Source organism: Moraxella nasibovis (assembly GCF_029581575.1).
Classification (GTDB): Bacteria; Pseudomonadota; Gammaproteobacteria; order Pseudomonadales; family Moraxellaceae; genus Moraxella; species Moraxella nasibovis.
This window is the reverse complement of the sequence record NZ_CP089975.1, coordinates 306,445-330,719: the sequence shown is the minus strand read 5'-3', so window position 1 is coordinate 330,719 and position 24,275 is coordinate 306,445. Positions and strand designations below refer to the sequence as shown.

Sequence of the window (24,275 nt, the reverse complement as noted above, 5' to 3'; positions counted from 1 at the left end):
GCTATAAGTTTTGGGCGTAAGTTTTGGGTTGGTATTTTGGTTGATCATTTTAAATCAATGATTTTGGACAGGCGCATTGTGCAGCGATGCTGCCCCAAATGACATCTTAAAACGACTATTTGCGATAAGCATGATTTAGGGCGTGCGTCACCATGTCTAGCACCTCAGGCTCAGCAGTCTGGGCGGTGTGGCGGATGAGTTTGGAAGGTGCGTGCGTCAGCGTCTGCGTCAATGCTCGGGCAAGCTCTGTGACGACTTTGCTCGCCTCATCACCCTCAGCCAGACGATGCAAAGCGTCATTCAGCAGACGATCTCTGTGCGCATGGGCGGTGTGGCGATACTGAGCGATCTGCGTACGAGCCGTCTGCACCTGCATCTGATGCTCAATGTCTAGCACAAGCTGGCTGACCAACAGCTCCGCCTCCACCGCAGCTTGCTTACGCTCTTCTAGATTGCCTGCGATGACATGTTGCAAATCATCCACCGAGTACAGATACACATCATCAAACTCACCCACCGAAGGCTCGATGTCTCTTGGCACTGCCAGATCCACCATCAAGATTGGGCGGTGACGGCGTGTTTTTAGGGCAGATTTGACCATGTCGTGTGTGATGAGCGCATTCATGCTGCCGCTACAACTACTCACCACATCCGCTTGCGGCAGATATTCTGCCAGCATATGTAGAGGCACAAGATCGATCTGCACCATGCGATTGGCATTGTTTGCCATCTCATGCAGCTCAGATGCCAAAGCCTCGGCACGCTCACGGCTACGATTGGCGATGATGATGCGCTCCATGCCAAGCGCCGCCACATTATGCGCCACCAAGCGATTCATCTCGCCTGCCGCCACCAGCATGAAGGTCAGACGGCTCGGCTCAGCAAAGATCTGCGTCACAAGCTTGGCAGCAGCAAAGCCCAAAGTCACCGCCTGAGCGCCCACCTTGGTGTCTCGTCGCACCGTTCTGGCAGCGGCAAACACTTGCTGTGTCAGCCAGTCAAAGCCTCGCCCCATGCCGCCATGCTCACGAGACAGCGCCACCGCCTGACGAATCTGCCCCAAGATCTGCGGCTCGCCTAAGATCATCGAGTCAAGCCCTGCCGCCACACGCAGCCAATGGTTGAGCGCATGATCGTCTTCGTAAATGTACAAAAACGGCGCAATTTCATCCAGCCCAAAGCCTTTAAAAGACGCAAACCAAGCCTGAATCTTCTGCACAGGCTCGCTCACCTCCTCAACATCCTCTTTGGGTACCGCCTCTTCATCGGGCAGCTTGACATAAATCTCGCTACGGTTACAGGTGGAGACGATCACCGAACCATCGGTCAGCGCTTTTAGCTCATCGATGGCACGAGGCAAATCCGCCCCAAACGACAGCTTCTCACGAAGCTCGACGGGGGCGGTTTTGTGATTGACTCCAACGACGGCTAATTTCATCTTATCAACTTAACTTACAACACTGACAACTTAAACGGCAGCAAAAAGACATCAAAAAATGACAATAAATTGGCTATTATAACAGTTTTTGGGACATTTGTGACAAAACTGGCGCCAAAAACATCAACTTGGCAAAAATCCACCGATATGACGCACAAATCCTTGCACTTATCAAAAATCCTTTTATAATAGGGAGTTAAATCAAATGATTAGGCTCACTTGCCCAAATCTGATGCACCAAGCAAGCGCTCATCGGAGCAGCCAGAACGGTCGGGCGATTTTGACCATGTTTTTGATCATGTTGAGGACTGGTCGCATTTGAGTCAAGCTGCGCACCTTTTTTGCCGCTTGCCGATGAGACGGCATATTTTTACTAATGACTGAAATTTCATGAAATTAACCATTTGGCAGCGCTCACGCCCCACCACAAAAGACGCGCTTTTCTCGTCTGGCTCATTTGCCAAAAAATCCGCCTTGGCGATGCTGTGCTTGGCGATGCTGCTGCCTCAGACTCATGCGCATGCTGGCGTGTTTGACCCTTTGCTCAAAATTTTATTGCCGTTTTATAAAAAAGACAGCGACGAGCCACAAGTCCCTGCTCAGCTTGATGATGAATCAGAGCATGAGCCCATCAGACTTGAACTGCCAAACGACTTATTAGATGACACTTTGCTGGCAGAGGACAGCACGCCGATGCTTGATGCGCCTGATTTGTATGCGCTGCTTTTGGCGGAGTTTTCTGCTGATCGTGGTAACATCGATGAGGCGCTGACCATCTATAAGGCTGAGTCTTTTAAGGACAATGCCACCGCCATCTTTGAGCGTGCGTTGGCGCTGTCCATCGAGTATGAAACCCCCAAAGAGTCACTGTCTTTTGCCACCGCTTGGCAAGCCAAATATCCAGACCACATTCCTGCTTGGTTTTATGTGACGCATTTGGCACTTCGAGCGCATGATTATAATCAAGCCTCGCAGATGCTGGCGATGATTTTGGCTTATGATCCCAACGCTGATCTTTCGCAGATTTTTGACAGCATTTTTCCCACCGACCCAAAAGATCAAGAAACACTCTTGGAGGCGCTGCGTGAGATTGACAGCAAAAACACCTCAGTGGCGGCGCTGCGAGCGGGTCTGCTCATGCGTCTTGGTGATTATGAGTCATCGCTGGTGCACATCAATAGCGCCCTACAAGCCGAGCCTGCCAACCTCGCCTTCATCAATCTAAAACTTGATATTTTAAGCCAAGCTCAGCATGAAGATGAACTGTGGCATTTTTTGCACACCAAGCGTGCCGCCCTGCCACACGAGACTTCGCTGTACTTGTATGAGATTCGCCATTTTATCAATCAAGGCGATCTTCAAAACGCATGGCAGCTGCTTTTGCGCGCCAATCAAAACACTCACAACGCCGATGTACTACTCTTAGCGGGGCTTGTTGGGCTTGACATCGGTGAGTACAGACAGTCGATAGAGCTGCTCACACCACTGGTGAAAAACCCAGAATTTGCCAGTCAGGCGCATTATTATCTGGGCATTGGCTATGAGCGCTTGGGCGATGCGCTGCACGCCAGAACGCACTACGAAAAGGTGAAAGACGGCGAAAATGTGCTAGACGCGCGCACTAAGGTGGTGGGATTTTATCTGCTGGATAATAATGTTGAGGCCGCCATGAGCACGCTGGTGAGACTCAGAGATGAATACGAAATCTACGCCGCCGACAGCTATATCTTGCAGGCGGAGATTCGCCTGCGTCAGGGCAACATTGAGGCTGCCAAAGACATTCTAAGCACCGCCAATCGCCAATATCCCGATGACGATCGCCTGCTATTTGCCAGCTATCAGCTGCTTGAAAATGAGCTTGGCGACAGCGAAAAACAAGACATCATCGGCAGGCTGATTGGCATAGATGCACACAACCCAAGCTATCAGCTGGCACAAGCCAAACTTGATTTACAGCAAAATCCAAACAACCAAGACGCACAAGAGGTCGCCAAAGCCATCAGCCAGATTCCCTCTGACGACCCTTTGTACGATACGCAGCTGCACTTAGATGCGCTCATTTTGCTGGGCGGCAATGCCTTAGAGCGGTCTGACTATGAGGCTGTCATCGCATATTTGCAAGCACCTTATGAGGTCTCGCTTGATTTGAATGCAGGGATTTTGCTACTTCGGGCATATCAAGGTCTGGGTGATGACGACATGGTGCAGCAGATCTTAGCACAGCTGCAAGCCAAATACGGCTTTGACCAACCGACCACGCCAGACAGCAATGTCACACAGCTTTACTGACGCCCCACACCACAAAACCCCATAGGAAAATATCATGAAATTTACCCTCCGCCATTCTTGTCTGTCTTTGTGCGTCGGTGCGCTGTTTTTGACAGGCTGCCAAACCCTACCTCACGCCACACCAACCCCAGTCAGCCACACTGTTAATGCGCCTATCGAATTCAACATCAGCGGCAAAATTGGCATAACGAGCGTGTCGACAGACGGCAGCCAGTCTGGTACGGCATTTTATACATGGGCGCAAGAAGGTGACAGATTCGCCATCGATCTGACAGGCGCACTTGGCATCGGCGCCACCGCCATCAGCTTTGACGGACAGACCGCCATGCTAAGCAGCGAACGCACAGGCACGATCAGCGCCACCACGCCAGAGGCGCTCTTACTACAAGCGACAGGCTGGCAAGCACCCATCAGTCAGCTGCCACACTGGATCGTCGGACGCAGTGCGCCAAGCGACACACAGCAAGGCTACGACCAACAAGGCAAGCTCATCCACGCTGTCAATGGCGACTGGACAGCCAGCTTTGAATACAAATCCACACTGCCAAATCGCCTGCGCATCACCCATACCGACGGTCATCGTGTCGTCATGACCATCGTGCATGGCAAATGATGAGGGCATGATGCATACACTTCGCCTGTTTTCCCCTGCCAAGATCAATCTGTTTTTGCACATCACCGCCCAGCGCCTTGATGGCTATCACGACTTACAAAGCGTGTTTCGAGCGCTTGATTTTGGTGATTGGTTGGCGTTTCGTCTGTATGATGACATGGACAGTGCTGGCTTAGGCGGTGGCGACACGGAAAATGGCATACCGCCGATCAGCCTGACAGGGGCAAGTCATCTCACCAAAAACCTGGATGACAATCTGATCATCAAAGCCGCGCACGCCCTTGCCAAGCACTCCCCCAAGCAAGTACAAGGCGTGCATATCCATCTGGACAAGCACATTCCCACAGGGGCAGGACTTGGTGGTGGCTCATCCAACTGCGCCACCACGCTCATCGCCCTAAATCAGCTTTGGGGTTTAAATCTTGACACTCAGGCGCTCATTGACATCGCTGCCACGCTTGGGGCAGATGTGCCGTTTTTTATCTTTGCCCACGCCCACCAGTGCGATGCCGTCGCCACAGGCATTGGCGAGATCTTAACGCCCATTCACCTACCTAAGCGAGCCTATCTGCTACTCATGCCAGATGCGCACCTTGCGACCGCTCACTTTTTCAAGCACCCAGATCTTAACAAAAAGTCATTATTTATCAATGATTTATCATCATATGCTACTTGGTTTGACTTGACGCTCACCCCACCATTTCACAACTGCTTTGAGACCATCGCAAGCCAAGACAGTCCTGCCGTCAAAGATGCACTGGCTTATCTGCACGCACTTCCCTGCCACGCCACGCCACGCATGACGGGCACGGGCAGCTGTGTTTTTCTGCCGTTAGAAGCTGAGATGATAGATCAGGCGGCAGCTTGGCGAGACGCTGCGCCTTGTCGTGCGGTGATTTGTCACAGCTTGAATGGCTTGTAAGTTATTGATAAATAAAATGTTTTTTTAATTTAGCTTAAATTTAGCAATTTTTTTTAAAAATTTTATAAAAAATGCTTGCATAATCAAAAAATTTCGGTATAATTAGGCGCCTATATAGGGGCGTCGCCAAGTTGGTAAGGCATCAGGTTTTGATCCTGACATTCGTTGGTTCGAGTCCAGCCGCCTCTGCCATTTTTGAAAGTTTTTTAAAAACTTTTCTAGGGGTATCGCCAAGTTGGTAAGGCATCAGGTTTTGATCCTGACATTCGTTGGTTCGAGTCCAGCTACCTCTGCCATATTCAAGCATGACTTGAGCAATTAAGCCAGTTCTTCGGAATTGGCTTTTTTGTTTTTCCCATCAGATGATGCGTGACAAACCTGTAAACTCACGGTGCGCAATGACAGACACACTGCCGACAAGCCAGATTTTAAAGATTGTACTTACTGTTACAAGAAAATTTGCCAAAGAGTGCAAATTATGTATAAAATTTTGTATAAAAATGGTAAAATAAACGCTGATTTTTCTTTTAGCCTTTTTATAGGATCCTCATATGTCATACATGGCCATCTTCTCGGGCAGCGCCAATCCTGAGCTTGCCCAGACCGTCGCTGACCATCTTCACATTCCTTTAAGCAAAGCTGACATCACTCGCTTTTCTGATGGTGAAATTGCCATCGAAATCAAAGAAAATGTGCGTGGTAAAGATGTATTCATCCTACAACCGACCTGCGTGCCAACCAATGACAACTTGATGGAAGTCGTCCTTTTGGCAGACGCTCTGCGCCGTTCGAGTGCCGGTCGTATCACGGCAGTGATTCCATATTTTGGCTATGCACGCCAAGACCGCAGACCACGCTCGGCGCGTGTGCCAATCTCTGCCAAAGTCGTGGCGGACATGCTGTCAATCTCAGGCATTGACCGTGTGATGGTCGTGGATCTGCATGCCGACCAAATCCAAGGTTTCTTTGATGTGCCAGTGGACAATCTGTATGGCACGCCAGTCTTACTAAGTGACCTAAAACAACAAAACTACGATAACCTCATGGTCGTCTCTCCCGATGTGGGTGGTGTGGTGCGTGCGCGTGCGATGGCAAAACTTCTGGGCGATGCCGACCTTGCCATCATCGATAAGCGCCGCCAAAAAGCCAATGAATCACAAGTCATGCACATCATCGGCGATGTCGATGGTCGTGATTGCGTCATCATTGACGACATCGTGGATACCGCAGGTACGCTGTGTAAAGCCGCCCAAGCCCTAAAAGACAATGGCGCTCGCCGTGTGGTCGGCTACATCACCCACCCTGTGCTGTCAGGCAAGGCAATCGACAACATCAGCGGATCTGCCCTAGATGAGATCGTCGTCACTGACACCATTCCGCTGTCAGACGCCGCCAAATCTTGCGCCAAGATTCGCCAAGTGAGCATCGCCTCACTACTGGCAGAAAGTCTACGCCGTATCAATAACGAAGAATCCATCAGCGCTTTGTTTGAATACAGCATCTAAATTGCATCACAAAAAAAGCCCTGTCAAATCATTTGGCGGGGCTTTTTTTTGCGCCATCAAGCCCATCAGCCATACCAAGTAGTCGCAGGTTGAGCCAAGTGAGAAAAACCTCAACAAATTTAAAGACTTATACCAAAAATGGTGAGTATAGCCCACCCTACATGACCGCCCAATTTTGTAACAATATTGCCATTGGGCTATCAAACATTCAAAAAAAAACACCCCAAACCATACGGCTTGGAGTGTTAATCAGACTTATTGGCAGATTATTTTAGCATTTTTTCCATTTGTTCAAAACGCTCGACGATGAAGTCTTTTGGTGGCGCTGTCATCAGGCTCACCACGATGGTGGTGATAAAGCTTGCCGCAAAACCTGGCAAGATAGAATAAATCGCATCATTGGCAGGCTGACCGCCAATGGTAATGCCGCCATACACCCACACGATGACGGTCAGAGCGCCGACGATCATGCCAGCCAAAGCACCGTTGCGGTTCATGCGTTTCCACATGAGACTTAGGATGACCAGCGGACCAAATGCCGCACCAAAGCCTGCCCAAGCGTGTGAGACCAGTTTTAGCACCGAGCTGTTGCTGTCGCCAGCTAGGATGATGGCAACCACCGCCACAATGATGACCGAGATACGACCCACAAGTACTTGGCGAGACTCTGATGCCTCACGGTCAAGGAACAGCTTGTACACATCACGGGTCAGCGAGCTTGATACCACCAAGAGCTGACTTGAAATGGTACTCATGATCGCCGCCAAAATCGCCGCCAACAAAAAACCAGAAATCAATGGATGGAATAATACTTGTGAGAATACCAAGAAAATGGTCTCAGGATCGTCCAAAGTCGTGCCAGTGCGTGCAATATAAGCGATGCCCGCCAAGCCCACCATGAGCGCACCGATGAGACTTAGAATCATCCAGCCCATGCCGATGGCGGTTGCCACTGGCACATCTTTGACCGAGCGGATCGCCATAAAGCGCACGATGATGTGCGGCTGACCAAAATAACCAAAGCCCCACGCCATCAACGAGATGATGCCTGCCAAAGTTACGCCATTGGTCCAGTTGAATACTTCTGGATTGACAAGCTCTGCCGCCGCCAAGCCTTCGCTCACACCGCCGATCTCAGTAAAGGCAACGATTGGCACGAGTAGCATGGCGATGAGCATAATGACACCTTGAACAAAGTCGGTCAATGACACCGCCAAAAAGCCACCAAACAGTGTATACGCCACAACCACGCCTGCCGTCACCCACAGACCCATCGAGTACGACAGCCCTAGTGAGCTTTCAAACAATTTACCGCCTGCAACCAAACTTGCCGCAGTATAAACCGTGAAAAACAGGATGATCACCACTGCCGACATGATGCGCAAAAGGTGTGAGGTGTCATGAAAACGGTTGGCAAAATAGTCGGGCAAGGTAATCGCATTGTCCGCCACCTCGGTAAAGACACGAAGGCGTGGCGCAACGATCAGATAATTGGCAAATGCACCAATGGTCAAACCAAGCGCAATCCAAATACTCACCACGCCTGACGCATACATATAGCCCGGCAAGCCCAAAAGCAGCCAACCGGACATGTCAGATGCCCCCGCTGACAGTGCCGTCACCGCAGGACCGAGATTGCGACCGCCAAGCATATAGCCTTCGACATCGTTTTTTTGTTTAAAATACGCATACACACCGATGGCGATCATCAACAGAAAATAAACCGCCAGCGAGATCCATACGCCAGATGCCACATTCATAGCATTCTCCTTCATGGTATTTTTAAAAAGACTTACAAATCAAACATTCAACACCAAAAAATTTTCTATTCAGCTTACAAACTTCATTCACGGCGTGATGTTTTTGTAACAAACCTGTCCATTATATAACAAATTGGCAAAAATTACACCGCACAGATGAGACTTTTTCTCAATCACTGCCCAAATTTCGTCTAAAATTGGCGATTCTCACCGTCTTGGCGGCGTATTTGCATTATTTTTGACAAACGCTCACAAAACCTTTGCCAATACAGGAACTTTTTTGTATAATAGTCGGCTAATTTTCCAGAAAAACCAGCAGGCTTTGGCTTGGCTGTGATACTGGGGAGTTTGTCAGACTGGTCGCAAGTCTGAATCCATTCATTTCCCATTTAAGGAATCATCATGAGCTATACTCTAAATGCCGTAGCGCGCGCTACCGAGCAGCAGGGCAAAGGTGCGAGCCGCCGCCTGCGTAAAGAAAACCTAATCCCAGCCATCATCTATGGCGGCGAAGGCGAACCAGTTTCTATCTGCGTTAAGACCAACGAATTGGTAAAAGCCATCTCAGAAGACGCATTTTTCTCTAGCATCATCAGCATTGAGCTAGACGGTGCTAAGCACGAAGTCGTCATCAAGGCACTACAACGCCACCCATCAAAAGGCTTCCCGCTGCATGTGGACTTCCAGCGCATCGTTCGTGGTCAAGAAATGAACTTCAATGTGCCCGTGCGTGTTGCAAATGAAGATGCATCAGCTGGTAAAAAAGCTGGTGGTGTATTGACTCAGCTTGTCAATGACATCCAAGTAACCTGCCTACCACGCAACCTACCTGAATTCATCGAAGTCGATGTGACCAAACTTGCTGTGGGTGACAACATCCGCCTAGGCGATGTAAAACTACCAGAAGGCTTGACTTTGGTACTTCAAGACGACAGCGAGCTTGACAACGCCATCGTCAGCATGCAAGCACCGACCGTAGAAAAAGTCGAAGAAGAGACTGCTACTGACGCTGCTGAAGTCGAAGCACCTGCTACCGACAGCGAAGAAGAATGATCCATCATCATTGATCATCATTCAAAAAGCCAGTATGATTTACTGGCTTTTTTGTTTTCAGGACCGACCAAAAACGATAAGCCATGTAAATTTTGTGGCGATTTTTGAGTTTAATGCGTATAATAAGCGCTGTTTATTGACAAATATTGACATAACCATCAACATCACAACTATGACCATCAAACTCATCGTCGGACTGGGCAACCCCGGCAACGAATACAAACACACTCGCCACAATGCCGGCTTTTGGTTCATTGACAAAATCGCCGAGCAGTTTGGCATCACTTTAAGCCATGACAAAAAATTTCATGGCGATGTCGGTCGTGGCACGATTTTTGGGCAAGAAGTACGCCTATTAAAACCCGACACTTTCATGAACCGCTCTGGGCTTGCGGTGGTGCCATTGGCAAAGTTTTATAACATCCAGCCAAGCGAAATCTTGATCGCCCATGACGAGCTGGACATCCCTGCCGGCGCCATCCGCCTAAAAACAGGCGGCGGACACGGCGGACATAATGGGCTAAGAGACATCGTGCCACACATCGGCGCCGATTTTCATCGCTTGCGCATCGGCATCGGGCACCCTGGACACGCCAGTAAAGTCAGCGGCTGGGTACTCTCAAAGCCTTCTGCCGATGATGCTGCCAGTATCGACAAAGCCATCGACTGTGTTGGCGAGCATCTCAAACTCATCATGGCAGGCAACCTTGATAGAGCCAGAAACGGCATCAATGGCTTTAAATTGAGCTGATGGATGCTGATTGATAAAGCGGTTGACAACTGGCTGACAATGGACCAGTTAAGATTTTAAGACCCAAGTCATCGAACGCTTACAAGGCATTGGCACAGTATTATATGCCTTGACGATGAGCTTGATGGCTTGACTCACTATTTCAAATTTAGGAATTTATATGTTAATCTCACTGTTGGCGGTGGCGGTCGGACTTGCGCTGTTGGTATTTAGCGCCGATCAATTCATCGATGGCGCAGTCGCCATTGCCACCAAATACCACATGCCAAAAATGCTCATCGGCGCACTGATCATCGGTATCGGCACCTCAGCCCCAGAGATGCTGGTCTCGGCATTATCTGCGCTTGCAGGCAGCCCCGGCATCGCACTGGGCAACGCCTATGGCTCAAACATCGTCAATATCTTGCTGGTGCTGGGTGTGACAGCCGTCATCGCCCCCATCGCCATCCAAAAAGACGCCTTAAAACTTGACTTTCCTTGGCTACTAGGCGCCACCGCCTTGACTGTCGTGCTGCTCATTGATGGCGAGGTCAGCCGCATCGATGCTGGCATTTTGATTCTGGTTTTGATAGCCAACATCATAGGTCAAATCTACATCGCCAAGACGCATGCCAAAGCCGCCAAAGAGAGCGCCGTCATCGCCGCTTATGAGGAAGCAGAAGAAGAGGCGGAAGAAGACCACGAACTGCCAAACCCTGATGAAGTGAATGTCGGTAAATCGCTATTTCGTCTGATCGTAGGCTTGTTTGTGATGATCATGAGCTCACGACTCATCGTCTGGGGTGCGGTGGAGCTGGCGCAGATCTGGGGGCTGTCCGACCTTATTATCGGTCTTACCATCGTCGCGATCGGCACCAGCTTGCCTGAGCTGGTCTCATCCATCATCGCCGCTCGTCGTGGTGAATTCGATCTGGCACTGGGCAATGTACTTGGCTCGAATGTCTTTAATACGCTCGCTGTGGTCGGCATCGCAGGACTGATACAGCCGATGGCAGTCGCTCCAGAGATCCTAAGCCGTGATGTGCTGGTGATGTGTGCTGTGACCATTGCTTTATTTGTGCTGTCGGCTGGTGCCTTAAAGATGGGCGGCAAGCTTGGGCGTGGCGTGGGCATCACTTTCATCGCTTGGTTTGTGGCGTACAGCGCATGGCTTGCCATGAGTGCGATCGCCTAAGCCCTGGTCTTCACTCAGCCCCATTGCAGTTCTTGTAATGGGGTTTTGTTTTGGCTCATATCAATTCAATACCATAGGGCAAATGTTTTGCTCTTAGAATAATGCCATAGGTTAATTTTATTTCGTGGCTTTAAAAACAGATGAATACTCATCACCAACAACAACCGTACAGTTGCCAGCCTAATACTCGAATACAAGGCAGGTTTATGATGAGTGTGAACAATCCAAACAAAAAAGAGAGGTCGCCCTCTCTTTTAGATGATTGTGTTGTACATTATTTGGATATTTAAAGCAGCATCATCGCTCACCAAGTCCTTGAGATAGGGTTTTGGTGATGGGTTTGGTCAGATATGACAACACACTTCGCTCCATCGCCTTGATGTCCACGCTTGCGGTCATGCCTGGGCGAATGACGATGTCATCTGCTCTGCCTGCAAACTCCGCCCCAGAGATGCGGATTTGTACACGGTAATAAGGCTCTTTGCCACGCTGCGTCTCTTCCATCAGGGTGTCTGGACTGATGTAAGTTACCTCGCCTCTCATCGCACCAAAGATAGAAAAATCATAAGCATCTAGCTTGACGCTCGCCTCTTGACCTTCATGCACATAAGCGATGTCGGCTGGGCGTACCTTCGCCTCCACCACCAAGTCGCCATCGGTCGGCAAAAGCTCCATGATCACATCGCCTGAGCGCACCACGCCGCCGATGGTCGTCACTCGGATATTGTTTACCTTGCCATCGGTTGGCGCTTCTAGGCGTTTTTCGGTCAGTACCTGACTGCGATCACGCAGCTGCTCGCTTTCTGATTGTAGCTCCTCTTGGGCTCGAGTCAGCTCACTTTGCGCCTCTTCAAAATACTTATTGCGCTTATTGGTGATTTGCGCCTGAATGTCCGCCACTTGACGACGCAGCTTGATCACATCCGCCTGACTGACATCGCCATATTCTAGCAAAGGCTCATTCATGGCAAGCTCCTCACTTGCCAAAGTAAGCATTTTTTCAAGCGATGAGACATCTTGCTGAATCGCTTGACGGCGACGATTATAAAGCTCGGTTTGGTTGTGAATGTACTCTGGGTAGCGCTGCACCGACTCAGGAAAACTGAGTGGTTTATTGAAAATTTCAGCTTCCAAACGACTCACCTTGGCTTGTAAAGCAGCGACCTTGGCGGCCGAATTATCCACCGCTGCCTGCGCACGCTCCTCTTCTAAAATGATGAGCAGCTGACCTTTTTTGACATCATCACCTTCACGCACGAGCAGCTGAGAGACCACACCGCCCTCTGACGCCTGAATCTCTTGCGTTCGGCTACTGGCAATGACGGTGGCGGTGGCACGAGTGACTTGGTCAATCTTAGCAAAATACGCCCAAGTCAAAAGCACGATGATGGTCAGCAAAGCCACCCAAATACTGATTCTCGCCCGACTGGTGTTGGGCTTGTGCGGTTGGTATTGATAATTATTGGTCATTTTGTTTCCTGAGAATTAGATTCTGATCGCTTTACGATGTGATAAGTCAGCTCGTCAGACTTATCATCACCGCCCGCCTGCTGTATTTGGGTCGACTCTGATGTATCGCTGGTCTTATCCTGCTTATCTTGATCATGCGTGGCTTGGTCTGTCGGCGCAGCTTTTGCCTTAGACTGCTTGGCGATCTGCTCAGCTCGTGCTTTTTGTGCCGCCTCTTCACGCTCACGCAAGGTGTTTAGTACTGCTTGTTTTGGTCCGTCCATGACGATGCGACCATTTTCCATGATGATGATGCGATTGACCAAAGCCAGCAGACCAAGCTTATGCGTCGAGACAATCAAAGTTTTTCTAGGGTCTTGTAGCTCTTGTGCCAGTACTTGTAGACACTGCTGCTCTTGGCTATTATCCATCGACGCTGTTGGCTCATCAAGCAGCCATACAGATGGGCGAGTCAGCACCAGGCGGGTGAATGCCACCAGCTGCTTTTGACCACCAGACAAGCCCTTGCCACCCTCTGAAATCATCAAATCAAGCCCTGAGCTGTGATTTGACACCAGACGCATCAGACCCGTGCGATGCAAGGCGCTCGCCAGCACATCATCATTTGGTGTCGGCATACCGATGAGCAGATTGTCACGCAAAGTGCCTTGAAACAGGCGATGATCCTGCTGTAAATAGCCCAGCTGATCCGACAGACTTTCACGGCTGACATGCGTGATGTCCAGCCCATCGACCAAGATATGACCTTGGGTCGGCGCATACAGCCCAGATAGAAGTTTTAGCAGTGTCGATTTGCCCGAGCCAATCGAACCCAAAATCGCCACACGCTCGCCTGCTCTGATGTTCAGATTTGGTACTTGCAGGGCAGGTCTTTCGTTATCAAGATAGTTAAAGCTGACATTGCTCAACTGATAATTACCATGAATGAGACTTGGTGACAGCGGATACTGCACGCCATCATTGTCTGATTTAAGTTTATAAAGATTTTCAATGTTGCCAACAGCAGCTTTGGCGTGCGAGTACTGCACCAGCATGTTTGGCACATTCATGATTGGCGCCAAAATACGACCACCCAAGATGGTACTGGCAATCAGACCACCCATGGTCATGTCACCATTCATCACGATGAACGCACCGACGATGACGATGCCAACATAGCTGACTTGTTGCAGCATTTGCACGCTGTAGTTTAGATTGTCATTGGCATGACGCATATTTAAGTCGTTGGTGGTGGTCGTGTTCAGCACATTCAGCCAGCGAGATAAGAATTTCCAGTTGCCCGAGCCTGCCTTGATGGTCTCCATGCCCTCGACCGCCTCGACCAAGATGCCTGTTTTTTGGTAGCCTGCCGCCGCACCTTCTTTGGCGATGGCGTCGATTTTTTTGCGGTTTGTCCAACCCAAAATGATGCCAATGATCGCTGCGACAATCGGTACCAAAGAAATCCAAAACGAGCCAATCACCCCAATCACAATGATGAACAAAATACTCATCGGAATGTCCACCAGCGTAAACAGCGTACTGGCGGTAAAAAAGCTACGCACCTGCTCATAGCCACGCAGCTGAGCTGCCAACGACCCCACCGAACCAGGCATCTGATCGACACGCACTTTGAGCAGGCGCTCAAACACGGAGCGGGACAGGTCTTGGTCCATGCCAACCACCATTCTATCCATCACCTTGGAGCGGGCAAATTTCATGAACGCCTCAAACAAAATCACCAAACCCACGCCACTTGCCAAAATGATCAGCGTATGCTCACTACGGGTCGGGATCACTCTGTCATAAACCTGCATTGAAAACAAAGACACCGCAAGCGCCAACAAACTGATCAAAAATGACGCAATCACCGCCTCAAAAACGACCGACTTGTGCTTTAAGACGCTCTCTTTGAGCAGTTGGGCAAATGCGGTATGCTTGGTTTTGCCAGAAGTGTCCAGCGCCATCTTAGCCACCATCGTCAGATCCGCCGCCTCAATGCGATGACTGCCAGACGACTGCATGAACAACCACTGATTTTGTTGTGGCTGCTGCACGATACGCCCAAAGCCCAGACGCTTATGCTCGGCGATGAGCGGCATGTAGGCGGCATCAGGGGCGTCAAGCTTTTTGGGTGGATCATTGATGCCTAAGATTTGCAGCATGACCGACAGTCGAGAAAAGCCATCTTCAATCTTAGATGACTGACTTTGGCTACTTTCTAGGCGGTTTTTATCGACAGGATAACCTTGCTCTTTGAGCAGTGCGGCAAGCGCAAAGCCAAGCTCATGCGACTTATCCGCTTGTGTTAAGTTGTGTTCTGATTGCTCTGACATGAATCATTTTTCCTTCTGGTCGGGCGTACCCGTGACCCATTGGCGATTTGGTATGAATACTCACCCAGCCGCTTGTGATGCAAATGACAACCGATGCAAATTTACACAAAAATACATCACTGCTATACATCCATACTTTGGGTATAAAACTAAAAAGAATCAGCGCCCTTCACTTTATCAACCATATAAAATAATCAATGTTAAGTGCTAAAACGCTTTTAAATTAACACCAACAAACCCAAAGTACTATCTTTGAGAGCTGCCGACTGGCAGATGGCTTTTTGGTCGTGTTTCTTGGTGAGCGCTGTCATCATGCCAAATGTCGTCTTGGCTGATATTTTGCTCACCTTGGTCGTGCTGCGTCTCTTGTGTGGCGACAGTTTCAAAAACCTCTGGCATCGCTTGTGCTGTCGGCTCAGGTAAGATCTCTGGAAATTGGTCGTACGGATCTAAGCTTGGCAGTGGCAGTGCTTGGTCTGATGGTGGCACTTCGTCTGATACGCCATCATTGGCAAAGTCTGAATCAGTGTCGTCAGGCATGGCGATCACTGGCTCATCACCATCATACTGCCACACTGCCACACCCGTGCCGACATCGCTGATCATCGCCCCTTCACTGGCGATGGTGCTTATGGATTCTTGCGGCTGGTTTAGGCGATTTTGCCAATAGGTCTGCTGCTCGCCAACCCACTCACGAGCCGTGCGTACTGGGCTAAAATCAACGCTTGGTTCAAGCAGGGCTTGCGATGGCATCTGCTGCCACGGCATCACCCCAAAATCCACCTGCAATTTATAATAACTGGCGACCATCTGCGCTTGCGTCTGTCTCAGCTGCTGCTCGTATTGCGACTGATCACGCACGGCGTTTAGCACTTCAAGCCAGCTTTTTCGCCCAGCGATGAACTGACGGCGATAAGAATCTAGTACAATCTGCGCCCCTGACACCGCCGCCGCCAAAGACAGCTCTTGATCACGAGCCGAGACGAACTGCTGATATTGGGTCTGGATATTTTCCATCACCGTACGCCGAGATGCCTCTTGGCTGTGCGTAAGGCTTTGTACTCGTGCCTCAGACGCTCGTGCCAATGCCAAATTTGAAAAACCTGCACCTGGGTCATAGCTTAGCCCAAACATCACATCATCGGCATGGCGGCGACTTTTGTGATAATAGTCATTTTCAAATTGTACAAACACCGTCGGATAACGACTCGCTCGCTGCGCCTTAACCTCATGCTTGGCAGACTCGACCGTATAATGCTGACGAATCACGCTTGGATGTGTCTGGCTGACGCTACCAAAAGCCAAAGTCGCAAAATCCGCCGAACCTTCTTTGGCAAGTCGTACCAAATCGCCAAGCTGCAAAGTCTCCACACGAGCAGCGATGGGCTGACCGATGAGCTGCTCTAAGCGTGCTTCGGCGATTTTTTGTTGCTCGATTGCGCCTTGTAGGGCATTTTGGTCTTGTAAGATGCGGTTGGTCACCAAATCCAGCTCGATTCTTGCTGAGATGCCTTGCGCCACTCGGCGATTCATCATTTCCTCAAATTCGCCAAGCTGCCTGATGTTGCCTTGATACAAATCCTGCAAAGACAGCGCATAAATATAATCTCGCCAGATGTCGATGGTGTTTTTGGCGACCTCGTTTTGGCGTTCAAGCACATAAGCCGCCGCCGCTTTGTCGTCATTGATGGCTTGATTGACGCTGGCTGTCAGACGACCACCCGTCCATAAAGGCTGACGAATGACAATGCTCGTCACCTGCCCGTCATCACTGTCGTGTGTCGATTGGACGGTAGGCGTTGGCAAAAAACCAAGCTTAGCAGCCGTCACGCCCTCTGCGGCAGCTTCTTTATCCGCCACCGCCGATGACACCAAAGGATGTGTTTGCACCGCATGAGTGATGAGCTCATTGACCTGCAAGGGATTGATGTTTGCCCAGACACCTGCCGAAAGACACAGGCACAGCGCCACAGGCAGTCGCTTTAAAGATGCTTTTATCATCTTGATTATCTTATGTTGTTTTTATGTGATTTGTATGATTAACCATGATTAAACACTGAACAAAAAAATCGCCCAAAAAGACGACCAATCTACTCAAGCCCATAAAAATAGTGGCACGCTTGGCGGCTGGATTGGCGTGTCAGATGAGACGGTTTTTGTTCAGCCATATCGTTCCATTATACCACATAAATCAATAAGCCAAATAAGATAAATGTAACAGCATGCCAAGCCGCCACAGACGCAGCACATGAAATACAATAAATAAAAATAAGACTGGTTATTTTGATATTAAAAACTCAGCCAAGCCATCACACCAACAGCCCCACTTCAAAGCCTTCTTTAATCGCACGCTTGGCGTCCAGACGCTCTGATTTCTTGGCGCCGCCGATGATGTGATACTGAGCACTCGGTGCGTCGCCGACATTTGGCATGAGATGATTGACCGACTCTTGACCGATGCACAGCACGACTGTATCCACACGCAAAAGCTGCGGCTGTCCATTCACCGTAACCCAAAGTCCTTCATCGGTGATTTTGTCGTAGCTTGCCCCAGAGATTTGTTTGACGCCCATCTGCTTTAAAGTCGCCTTATGCACCCAACCTGTGGTTTTATTCAGCGTTTTTCCCAGTCTGCCTTCTGAACGCTGAATCAGATAAATCTGGCGATGCGCCTTGGCAGGCTTTGGTTTAGCGAGAGCGCCTTTGGTGGTATACAAGGCATCAGTGTCAATGCCCCATTGCTCAAAAAACGCCTCGCTCGTCTGGGCAGTCGGGCGAAAATCAGGCGAATTGACCTTATCAGACACAGCCCCTCCGTGCGCCAAAAACTCCGCCACATCAAAGCCAATGCCGCCAGCGCCAAGCACCGCCACACGCTCGCCTGCCACACGCTCACCCGACAAAAGCTCAGCGTAGCTCATCACGCTAGGCAGTCCCACACCCTCGATGGCAAGCGCTCTTGGCACGACACCTGTCGCCACGATGATGTCATCAAACGCCATCGAATCAAGCATTTGCTTAGTCACCTGCACGCCTGTATGCACCGTCACTTGATACAAAGACAGCTGCTCACGAAAATAGCGAATCGTCTCAAAAAACTCTTCCTTGCCAGGGATGACTTTGGCAAAATTAAACTGACCACCGATGAAAGGTCTTGCCTCATAAATGCTCACCTGATGCCCACGCGCTGCTGCGGTGATCGCTGCCGAAAGCCCCGCCACGCCTGCTCCGATGACGGCGATTTTTTTGGGTTTTTTGGTAGGCTTGATGGCATATTCGCTCTCATGGCACGCCAAAGGGTTAACCAAACAGCTGGCACGCTGATTTTCAAAAATATGATCAAGGCACGCCTGATTACAGCCGATGCAGGTGTTGATCAGGTTGGCTTGATTGCTCTTGGCTTTATTGACCCAATCGCTGTCCGCTAAAAACGGACGAGCCATCTGCACCAAATCCGCCTGACCACTTGCCAAAATCCACTCGGCTGTATCAGGCATATTGATGCGGTTGGCGGCGATGACAGGAATGGCGACGGCACTTTTGACCGCCTCGGTATATCGCACAAAGCTGGCTCGTGGCACGCCAGTGACGATGGTCGGCACACGAGCCTCATGCCAGCCAATACCTGTATTTAATAAAGTGACGCCAGCATTTTCAAGCAGTTTTGCCAAAGCGATCACCTCACTCATCACCGCCCCATCTTCCACCAGCTCAAGCATAGACAAGCGAAAACTGATGATGAACTGCTCGCCCACTTTTTCACGGATATTTTGGACGATTTGTAGGGCAAATTTGGCACGATTTTCTAGACTGCCACCATAGTCGTCCGTGCGTTTGTTGGTGCGAGCGGACAAAAACTGGTTAATCAAATACCCTTCCGACCCCATAATCTCCACGCCATCATAGCCTGCTTTTTTGGCAAGCTCAGCCGTATGGACAAAGTCAGCAATCGTCGCATGAATGTTACGCACGCTCATCTGGCGTGGCTTAAACGGCGAAATCGGCGACTTGATTGCACTGGGTGCGACCACAAACGGATGATAGCCATAACGCCCAGAATGCAAAATCTGCAATAAAATTTTCGCACCGTGCTTTTGTACTGCACGAGTCACACGACGATGGTGCAAGACATCAGCACTGCGGTTCAGCGTACCACCAAGCGGAGTCAGCCAACCTTCACGATTTGGCGAAATACCCCCTGTAACAATCAGCCCCACACCGCCTTTGGCTCGTGCCTCAAAATATGCCGCCAATTTGCCATAATGATAAAATCTGTCCTCAAGCCCTGTGTGCATTGACCCCATCACAATGCGATTTTTTAGGGTGGTAAAACCCAAATCCAATGGCTCAAAAATATGCGGATACTGGCTCGGCTCGCTTGGCTGATTGACCGGCGTGGTCGTTGGAATGATTTTGGCAGAAAGCTGTTCGCCAAAGACTTTGGCGGTATTAAGCGTTGATTTAAAAAAAGTTTTCATGACAATCCTTTTGGCTGGCATAGGCTGGCTGGGTAATTTTATCACAAACCATCAATCAAAATGACAGATTTTTTATTTTCTGACCTAACAGTCATACTTTCCCATCGCAAGAAGCATTTGCCAAAATCAGCAAAACAAGGTAAGCTAGGAACAGTTTTTATCCATATTTCATTAAGGAATTTTTATGACTGACCTAGCCCCAGAATTTCGCATCACCATCTCAGGTCAAATCACGCCTGCCGATGTCGCCGAACTTGCCAAGCAAGGCGTAAAAACCATCGTCAATAACCGTCCAGATGGCGAAGAAATCGGACAGCCAACTTCTGATGAAATCAAAAACGCCTGCACCGAACACGGCATCATCTACAAGCAAATCGCCTTTGCTGGCGGTATGCTGGACATGAATCATGTGCAAGAATTCGCTGATTTTTTCAACGCCACCGAACGCCCATTGCACATTTTTTGTCGTTCTGGCAACCGCTCAAGCATCATTTTGCAGGCAGCTCGTGAGCGTGATTTGCTGGATGAAGAGTAATTTTCATAGAAAATTTGAGCAAAAAATAGTAAAATGGGCGTCATATTCGCCCATTTTTATTGACTAATTTCTACACCATACATTAGGTTTCTCATGAGCAAAAACATTCCCATCTTGAATAACGACGAAATTGAAAAAATGAAAGTCGCTGGTCGCTTGGCGGCAGAAGTACTACAAATGCTAGACCCCCATGTCAAAGCAGGTGTCAGCACAGGATTTTTGGACGATTTGGCATACAAACACATCACCGAAGTACAAAACGCCATTCCTGCCTGCCTAAATTATCAAGGCTATCCATTCACGCTTTGCACTTCGATCAACCATGTCGTCTGCCACGGTATGCCGGACCATGAGCGCATCTTAAAAGACGGCGACATCATCAATATTGATGTTACCGTCATCAAAGATGGCTACTATGGCGACACTTCGGCAATGTGGATCATCGGCGAAGGCTCGGTGATGGCAAAACGCATCTGCGATACCGCTCAGCGTGCCCTTTATGCTGGCATGAAAGTGGTCAAAGACGGTGCGTTTTTGGGCGACATTGGGGCAGCAATTCAAGAAGTCGTTGAACCAGAACGCTTCTCCATCGTGCGTGAGTTTTGCGGACATGGCATTGGCAAAACTTTCCATGCCGAACCACAAGTGCTACACTACGGCAAAAAAGGCACCGGCGTACAATTAAAAACAGGCATGGCAATCACCATTGAGCCGATGATCAATCAAGGCGTATGGCAAACCAAAATCATGAAAGACGGCTGGACAGCAATCACCAAAGACCGCAAGCTGTCCGCCCAATGGGAGCATACGCTGATCGTTACCGATAATGGCTGTATCGTAACGACCGCTCGCCCTGATGAAGATTTGAGTTTTTTAACTCAATAATTCTCAAAACCAGCTTAAAGCATAGCAAAAAACGCCTATCGTACGGTAGGCGTTTTTTAACACTCCACCGTGCAATCTGTGGTATTTTTCATTATAATACATCATTATAATGCACCAACCGAACCTAAATTTTACCGCAATCAAGTAGGACGAATTGCGATTTATCTCTACGAGCAAGGTTTAATTTGTGGTCATTTTAAAGTTCGCTCAACACAAACCCACCCATCTTACAAAGCTCATCGCCATGAATGCACCATCAGCCCTGCCACCGCTAACATCTCTACCACCCCTGCCAAAAATGGTTAAAGGCACGGACACCAAGCCCTTTGACGGCACACCCATCAAGGCATGGCTTAATGAGCTAAATCATCAGATTGATAAGCATTTATTGACGCTAAACAATCCTGAAAAACACATTAAATCATCGTTACGCCTTCGCACGCAGGCGATGGATAAGTTATTGAGCGAGCTTTTTTGTCAGTATTTGCCTGATGAACTGGCGTTATTTGCCATCGGTGGCTATGGTCGGTGCGAGCTTTTTCCGCAGTCTGACATTGACATTTTAATCCTAGGCGAGACGGTGCAGACGCACAGTCTGGCGATTGAGCGCTTTGTGGCGATGCTGTGGGACATTGGCATCACGCCCGCCATTAGCGTGCGCACACCCAATGACATGACCTTTGCCGCCACCGACCACACCGTCGCCACCGCCCTACTGGAAGCCAGACACATCACTGGCAACACCGCTTTGCAAAATCTGCCCCTGCTCGCCGCAAAAAACGCATGGAGCGCGCAGACCTTTTTTGTAGCCAAGATTGAAGCATCAAAAACACGCTATCTATCTCACAACGCCACCGAATACAACCTAGAACCCAACATCAAAACCGCCCCTGGTGGACTTAGAGATTTGCACATTTTGGTGTGGCTGGGCAGGTTTTATTTTGAAACGGCACGCACCTTATCAGACCTGAGCGAAGCTGGCTTTATCAGCCAAGATGAACTTGATGACCTACAAAATGCACAAACATTCTTATGGCTCATTCGCCATCACCTGCACATGCTGTCTGGTCGCTGTGATGATCGGCTGCTGTTTGAACAACAAAAAAATCTCGCCAAACGCCTAAATCTTGCGCCACAAGACGCTGACGGCAAGACACTCACGCACGCCCTTGAAAACATGATGCGTCAGTATTATCAGCACGCCATGCAAGTCGCTGCTCTTTCAGAGATGCTCTGCGCCTACTACCAAGAGCGCTACCTGTCGCCCAAGCATGAGCGTTTGAGCATTGATCATGATTTTTATCAGCTGAGCGATCATGGCAAACAGCGTGGCGAATCTGTCGTCCAGATCCTCGCCAAAGACGACGATATTTTTATCAAAAAACCAGAAAACATCTTAAAAATATTTCTCATCATGGGGCAGCGAAGCATCAAAAAAGTCGCCGCCAGCACGCTCAAAGCCCTACGCTTGGCAAGCACGCACATCGATGACGCTTATCGCCAAAACCCCACGCACCGTGCGCTGTTTTTGGCAAATTTGCAAGAAAATAACCTGCTGTTTCATCGTCTTAGAATCATGAAGCGCTACGGCATTTTGGGGCGCTATTTGCCTGCATTTGGCAAAATCATGGGTCTCATGCAGTACGATTTGTTTCATCGATACACGGTCGATGCGCACACACTGCTACTTGTGCGGATTTTACACCGTTTTGGCGACACGAATAATGAAGAATATCAGCAGAAATTCGACCTTGTCAGTCAGGTTTATCAAAAAATCAACCGCAAAGACCTGCTGGTCATCGCCGCCATTTTTCACGACATCGCCAAGGGTCGTGGTGGCGATCACAGCGAGCTTGGGGCGGTAGATGTCTATGAATTTGCACAGGCACATGGCATGAATGACGAGGATGCAGACTTTGTGGCGTGGCTGGTGCGCGAGCATTTGACCATGTCTTTGACCGCCCAAAAACAAGACATCTCCGACCCCGATGTCATCAAAAATTTTGCCAGATTCACAGGTACGGTTGCGCACCTAAACCACCTGTATGTGCTGACCGTTGCCGACATGAACGCCACCAACTCACAGCTTTGGAACTCATGGCGAGCATCACTGCTCAAACAGCTGTACATCAGCACGCACCGAGTGCTAAGCCTTGGCGAAGAAGTCACCGACAAAGACGCCGTCATCGCCAATCGGCAAAACAAAGCCCGTGCGCTCACGACACATCCAGCGACTGCCATTGATGCGCTGTGGGCGGATTTTGGCGAGGAATTTTTCTTAAAACAAAAACACCCAGACATCGCTTGGCAAACTGACGAAATACTCACACATCAAGACAGGCTGGCAAACGGTAAGCCCATCATCGTGCTGCGAGCGCATTCGGACTTGGCATTAAACGCTGTGCAACTGTTCATCTGCACCCACGACCAAGACGACCTATTTGCTGCGACGGTGGGCGTACTCGACCAGATGGGTCTGTCCGTGCTGGATGCGACGATTTTGACCGCCGTCATCGATGGCACGCCTGCCGCCTTAGACTGCTATGTACTCATCGACCGCTACGCTATCGGCAAGGGCGACGACAGAGACGACATCCTAACCAACGACATTCGCAAAGAAACTCTCATCGACAGTCTCATCAAAGCGCTCAAAGATGGCAAAGATGGCAAAAATGACTTTACGCCCCGTCATTTTGGGCTAGACGGCAGACTCAAACACTTCACCGTGCCCACCCAAGTTCAGTTTGGCGAGGCGACGGCGCACGCGCATCTGGGTCAGCACATGATGTCCTTGACCACCAAAGACCGCCCCGCCCTTTTGGCAAAGCTCGGTCGGGTGTTTAGCCTGCTTGACATCAAGGTGCATGGCGCACGCATCACCACCTTAGGCGAGCGTGCCGAAGATGTATTTTATCTGAGCGATGCCGATGGCAAAACTTTAAACAAAGAGCAGCTGTCCGCCTTGAAAGTCGCCATCATCGATGCTTTAATCTGATGTGTCTGACATGGCGCAATCATGGCATAATCTTGGTATGGTCATGGCGCAATCGTGGTATGGTCATGGCGCAATCGTGGTATAATAAATGC

Annotated in this window: 16 protein-coding genes and 2 tRNA genes; 12 read left to right on the top strand and 6 right to left on the bottom strand. The window is 49.6% G+C overall.

Annotated features, from left to right (window positions below):
- Positions 1-115: 115 nt before the first annotated feature.
- Positions 116-1,438: a glutamyl-tRNA reductase gene (gene hemA, locus LU290_RS01430; protein ID WP_277808796.1), complete on the bottom strand. Its 1,323-nt coding sequence runs from the start codon at positions 1,436-1,438 to the stop codon at positions 116-118.
- A gap of 390 nt (positions 1,439-1,828) precedes the next feature.
- On the opposite strand from hemA, the gene LU290_RS01425 reads away from it, so the two are divergent.
- The 6 genes from LU290_RS01425 to LU290_RS01400 all read left to right on the top strand — a co-directional run bounded on the left by LU290_RS01425 (position 1,829) and on the right by LU290_RS01400 (position 6,767).
- On the top strand, positions 1,829-3,727 hold the full coding sequence (locus LU290_RS01425) for a tetratricopeptide repeat protein (RefSeq protein WP_277808795.1): 1,899 nt from the start codon (positions 1,829-1,831) through the stop codon (positions 3,725-3,727).
- A gap of 34 nt (positions 3,728-3,761) precedes the next feature.
- Positions 3,762-4,340 (top strand): outer membrane lipoprotein LolB, encoded by a 579-nt coding sequence (locus LU290_RS01420; RefSeq protein ID WP_277808794.1) that lies wholly within the window; start codon positions 3,762-3,764, stop codon positions 4,338-4,340.
- 7 nt (positions 4,341-4,347) lie between these two features.
- Positions 4,348-5,262, top strand: a complete 915-nt coding sequence (gene ispE, locus LU290_RS01415; RefSeq protein WP_277808793.1) for a 4-(cytidine 5'-diphospho)-2-C-methyl-D-erythritol kinase — start codon at positions 4,348-4,350, stop codon at positions 5,260-5,262.
- Between the two features lie 116 nt (positions 5,263-5,378).
- A tRNA-Gln gene (locus LU290_RS01410) sits at positions 5,379-5,454 on the top strand.
- Between the two features lie 28 nt (positions 5,455-5,482).
- Positions 5,483-5,558, top strand: a tRNA-Gln gene (locus LU290_RS01405).
- A gap of 255 nt (positions 5,559-5,813) precedes the next feature.
- Entirely contained in the window at positions 5,814-6,767 is a 954-nt protein-coding gene (locus LU290_RS01400; RefSeq protein ID WP_277808792.1) for a ribose-phosphate pyrophosphokinase, read from the top strand.
- Positions 6,768-7,033: 266 nt separating this feature from the next.
- Here LU290_RS01400 and putP read toward each other — a convergent pair whose 3' ends face one another.
- Entirely contained in the window at positions 7,034-8,527 is a 1,494-nt protein-coding gene (gene putP / locus LU290_RS01395; RefSeq protein WP_277808791.1) for a sodium/proline symporter PutP, read from the bottom strand.
- Positions 8,528-8,929: 402 nt separating this feature from the next.
- Between putP and LU290_RS01390 the strand changes: the two genes are divergently transcribed.
- From LU290_RS01390 to LU290_RS01380, 3 genes are all read left to right on the top strand, one after another.
- Positions 8,930-9,580, top strand: coding sequence for a 50S ribosomal protein L25/general stress protein Ctc (locus LU290_RS01390; RefSeq protein WP_370688538.1), 651 nt, complete (start codon positions 8,930-8,932; stop codon positions 9,578-9,580).
- Positions 9,581-9,752: 172 nt separating this feature from the next.
- Positions 9,753-10,331: an aminoacyl-tRNA hydrolase gene (gene pth, locus LU290_RS01385; protein WP_277808790.1), complete on the top strand. Its 579-nt coding sequence runs from the start codon at positions 9,753-9,755 to the stop codon at positions 10,329-10,331.
- A gap of 160 nt (positions 10,332-10,491) precedes the next feature.
- Complete coding sequence (locus LU290_RS01380; protein ID WP_277808789.1) at positions 10,492-11,505, top strand: calcium/sodium antiporter; 1,014 nt, start codon at positions 10,492-10,494, stop codon at positions 11,503-11,505.
- A gap of 297 nt (positions 11,506-11,802) precedes the next feature.
- On the opposite strand, the gene LU290_RS01375 is transcribed toward LU290_RS01380, so the two are convergent.
- The 4 genes from LU290_RS01375 to LU290_RS01360 form a co-directional block, all read right to left on the bottom strand.
- Positions 11,803-12,975: an HlyD family type I secretion periplasmic adaptor subunit gene (locus tag LU290_RS01375; RefSeq protein WP_277808788.1), complete on the bottom strand. Its 1,173-nt coding sequence runs from the start codon at positions 12,973-12,975 to the stop codon at positions 11,803-11,805.
- Positions 12,972-15,290: a type I secretion system permease/ATPase gene (locus LU290_RS01370; RefSeq protein ID WP_277808787.1), complete on the bottom strand. Its 2,319-nt coding sequence runs from the start codon at positions 15,288-15,290 to the stop codon at positions 12,972-12,974. Before LU290_RS01370 ends, LU290_RS01375 begins: the two co-directional genes overlap by 4 nt.
- Before the next feature lie 246 nt (positions 15,291-15,536).
- Complete coding sequence (locus tag LU290_RS01365; RefSeq protein ID WP_277808786.1) at positions 15,537-17,291, bottom strand: TolC family protein; 1,755 nt, start codon at positions 17,289-17,291, stop codon at positions 15,537-15,539.
- Positions 17,292-17,599: 308 nt separating this feature from the next.
- On the bottom strand, positions 17,600-19,768 hold the full coding sequence (locus LU290_RS01360) for an FAD-dependent oxidoreductase (protein WP_277808785.1): 2,169 nt from the start codon (positions 19,766-19,768) through the stop codon (positions 17,600-17,602).
- A gap of 184 nt (positions 19,769-19,952) precedes the next feature.
- Here LU290_RS01360 and LU290_RS01355 point away from each other — a divergent pair, with 184 nt between their 5' ends.
- The 3 genes from LU290_RS01355 (at position 19,953) to glnD (ending at position 24,183) form a co-directional block, all read left to right on the top strand.
- Positions 19,953-20,303, top strand: coding sequence for a protein tyrosine phosphatase family protein (locus LU290_RS01355; RefSeq protein WP_277808784.1), 351 nt, complete (start codon positions 19,953-19,955; stop codon positions 20,301-20,303).
- Positions 20,304-20,396: 93 nt separating this feature from the next.
- Entirely contained in the window at positions 20,397-21,188 is a 792-nt protein-coding gene (gene map, locus LU290_RS01350; protein ID WP_277808783.1) for a type I methionyl aminopeptidase, read from the top strand.
- 244 nt (positions 21,189-21,432) lie between these two features.
- Complete coding sequence (glnD, locus tag LU290_RS01345) at positions 21,433-24,183, top strand: [protein-PII] uridylyltransferase (protein WP_277808782.1); 2,751 nt, start codon at positions 21,433-21,435, stop codon at positions 24,181-24,183.
- The last annotated feature ends 92 nt before the right edge of the window (positions 24,184-24,275 follow it).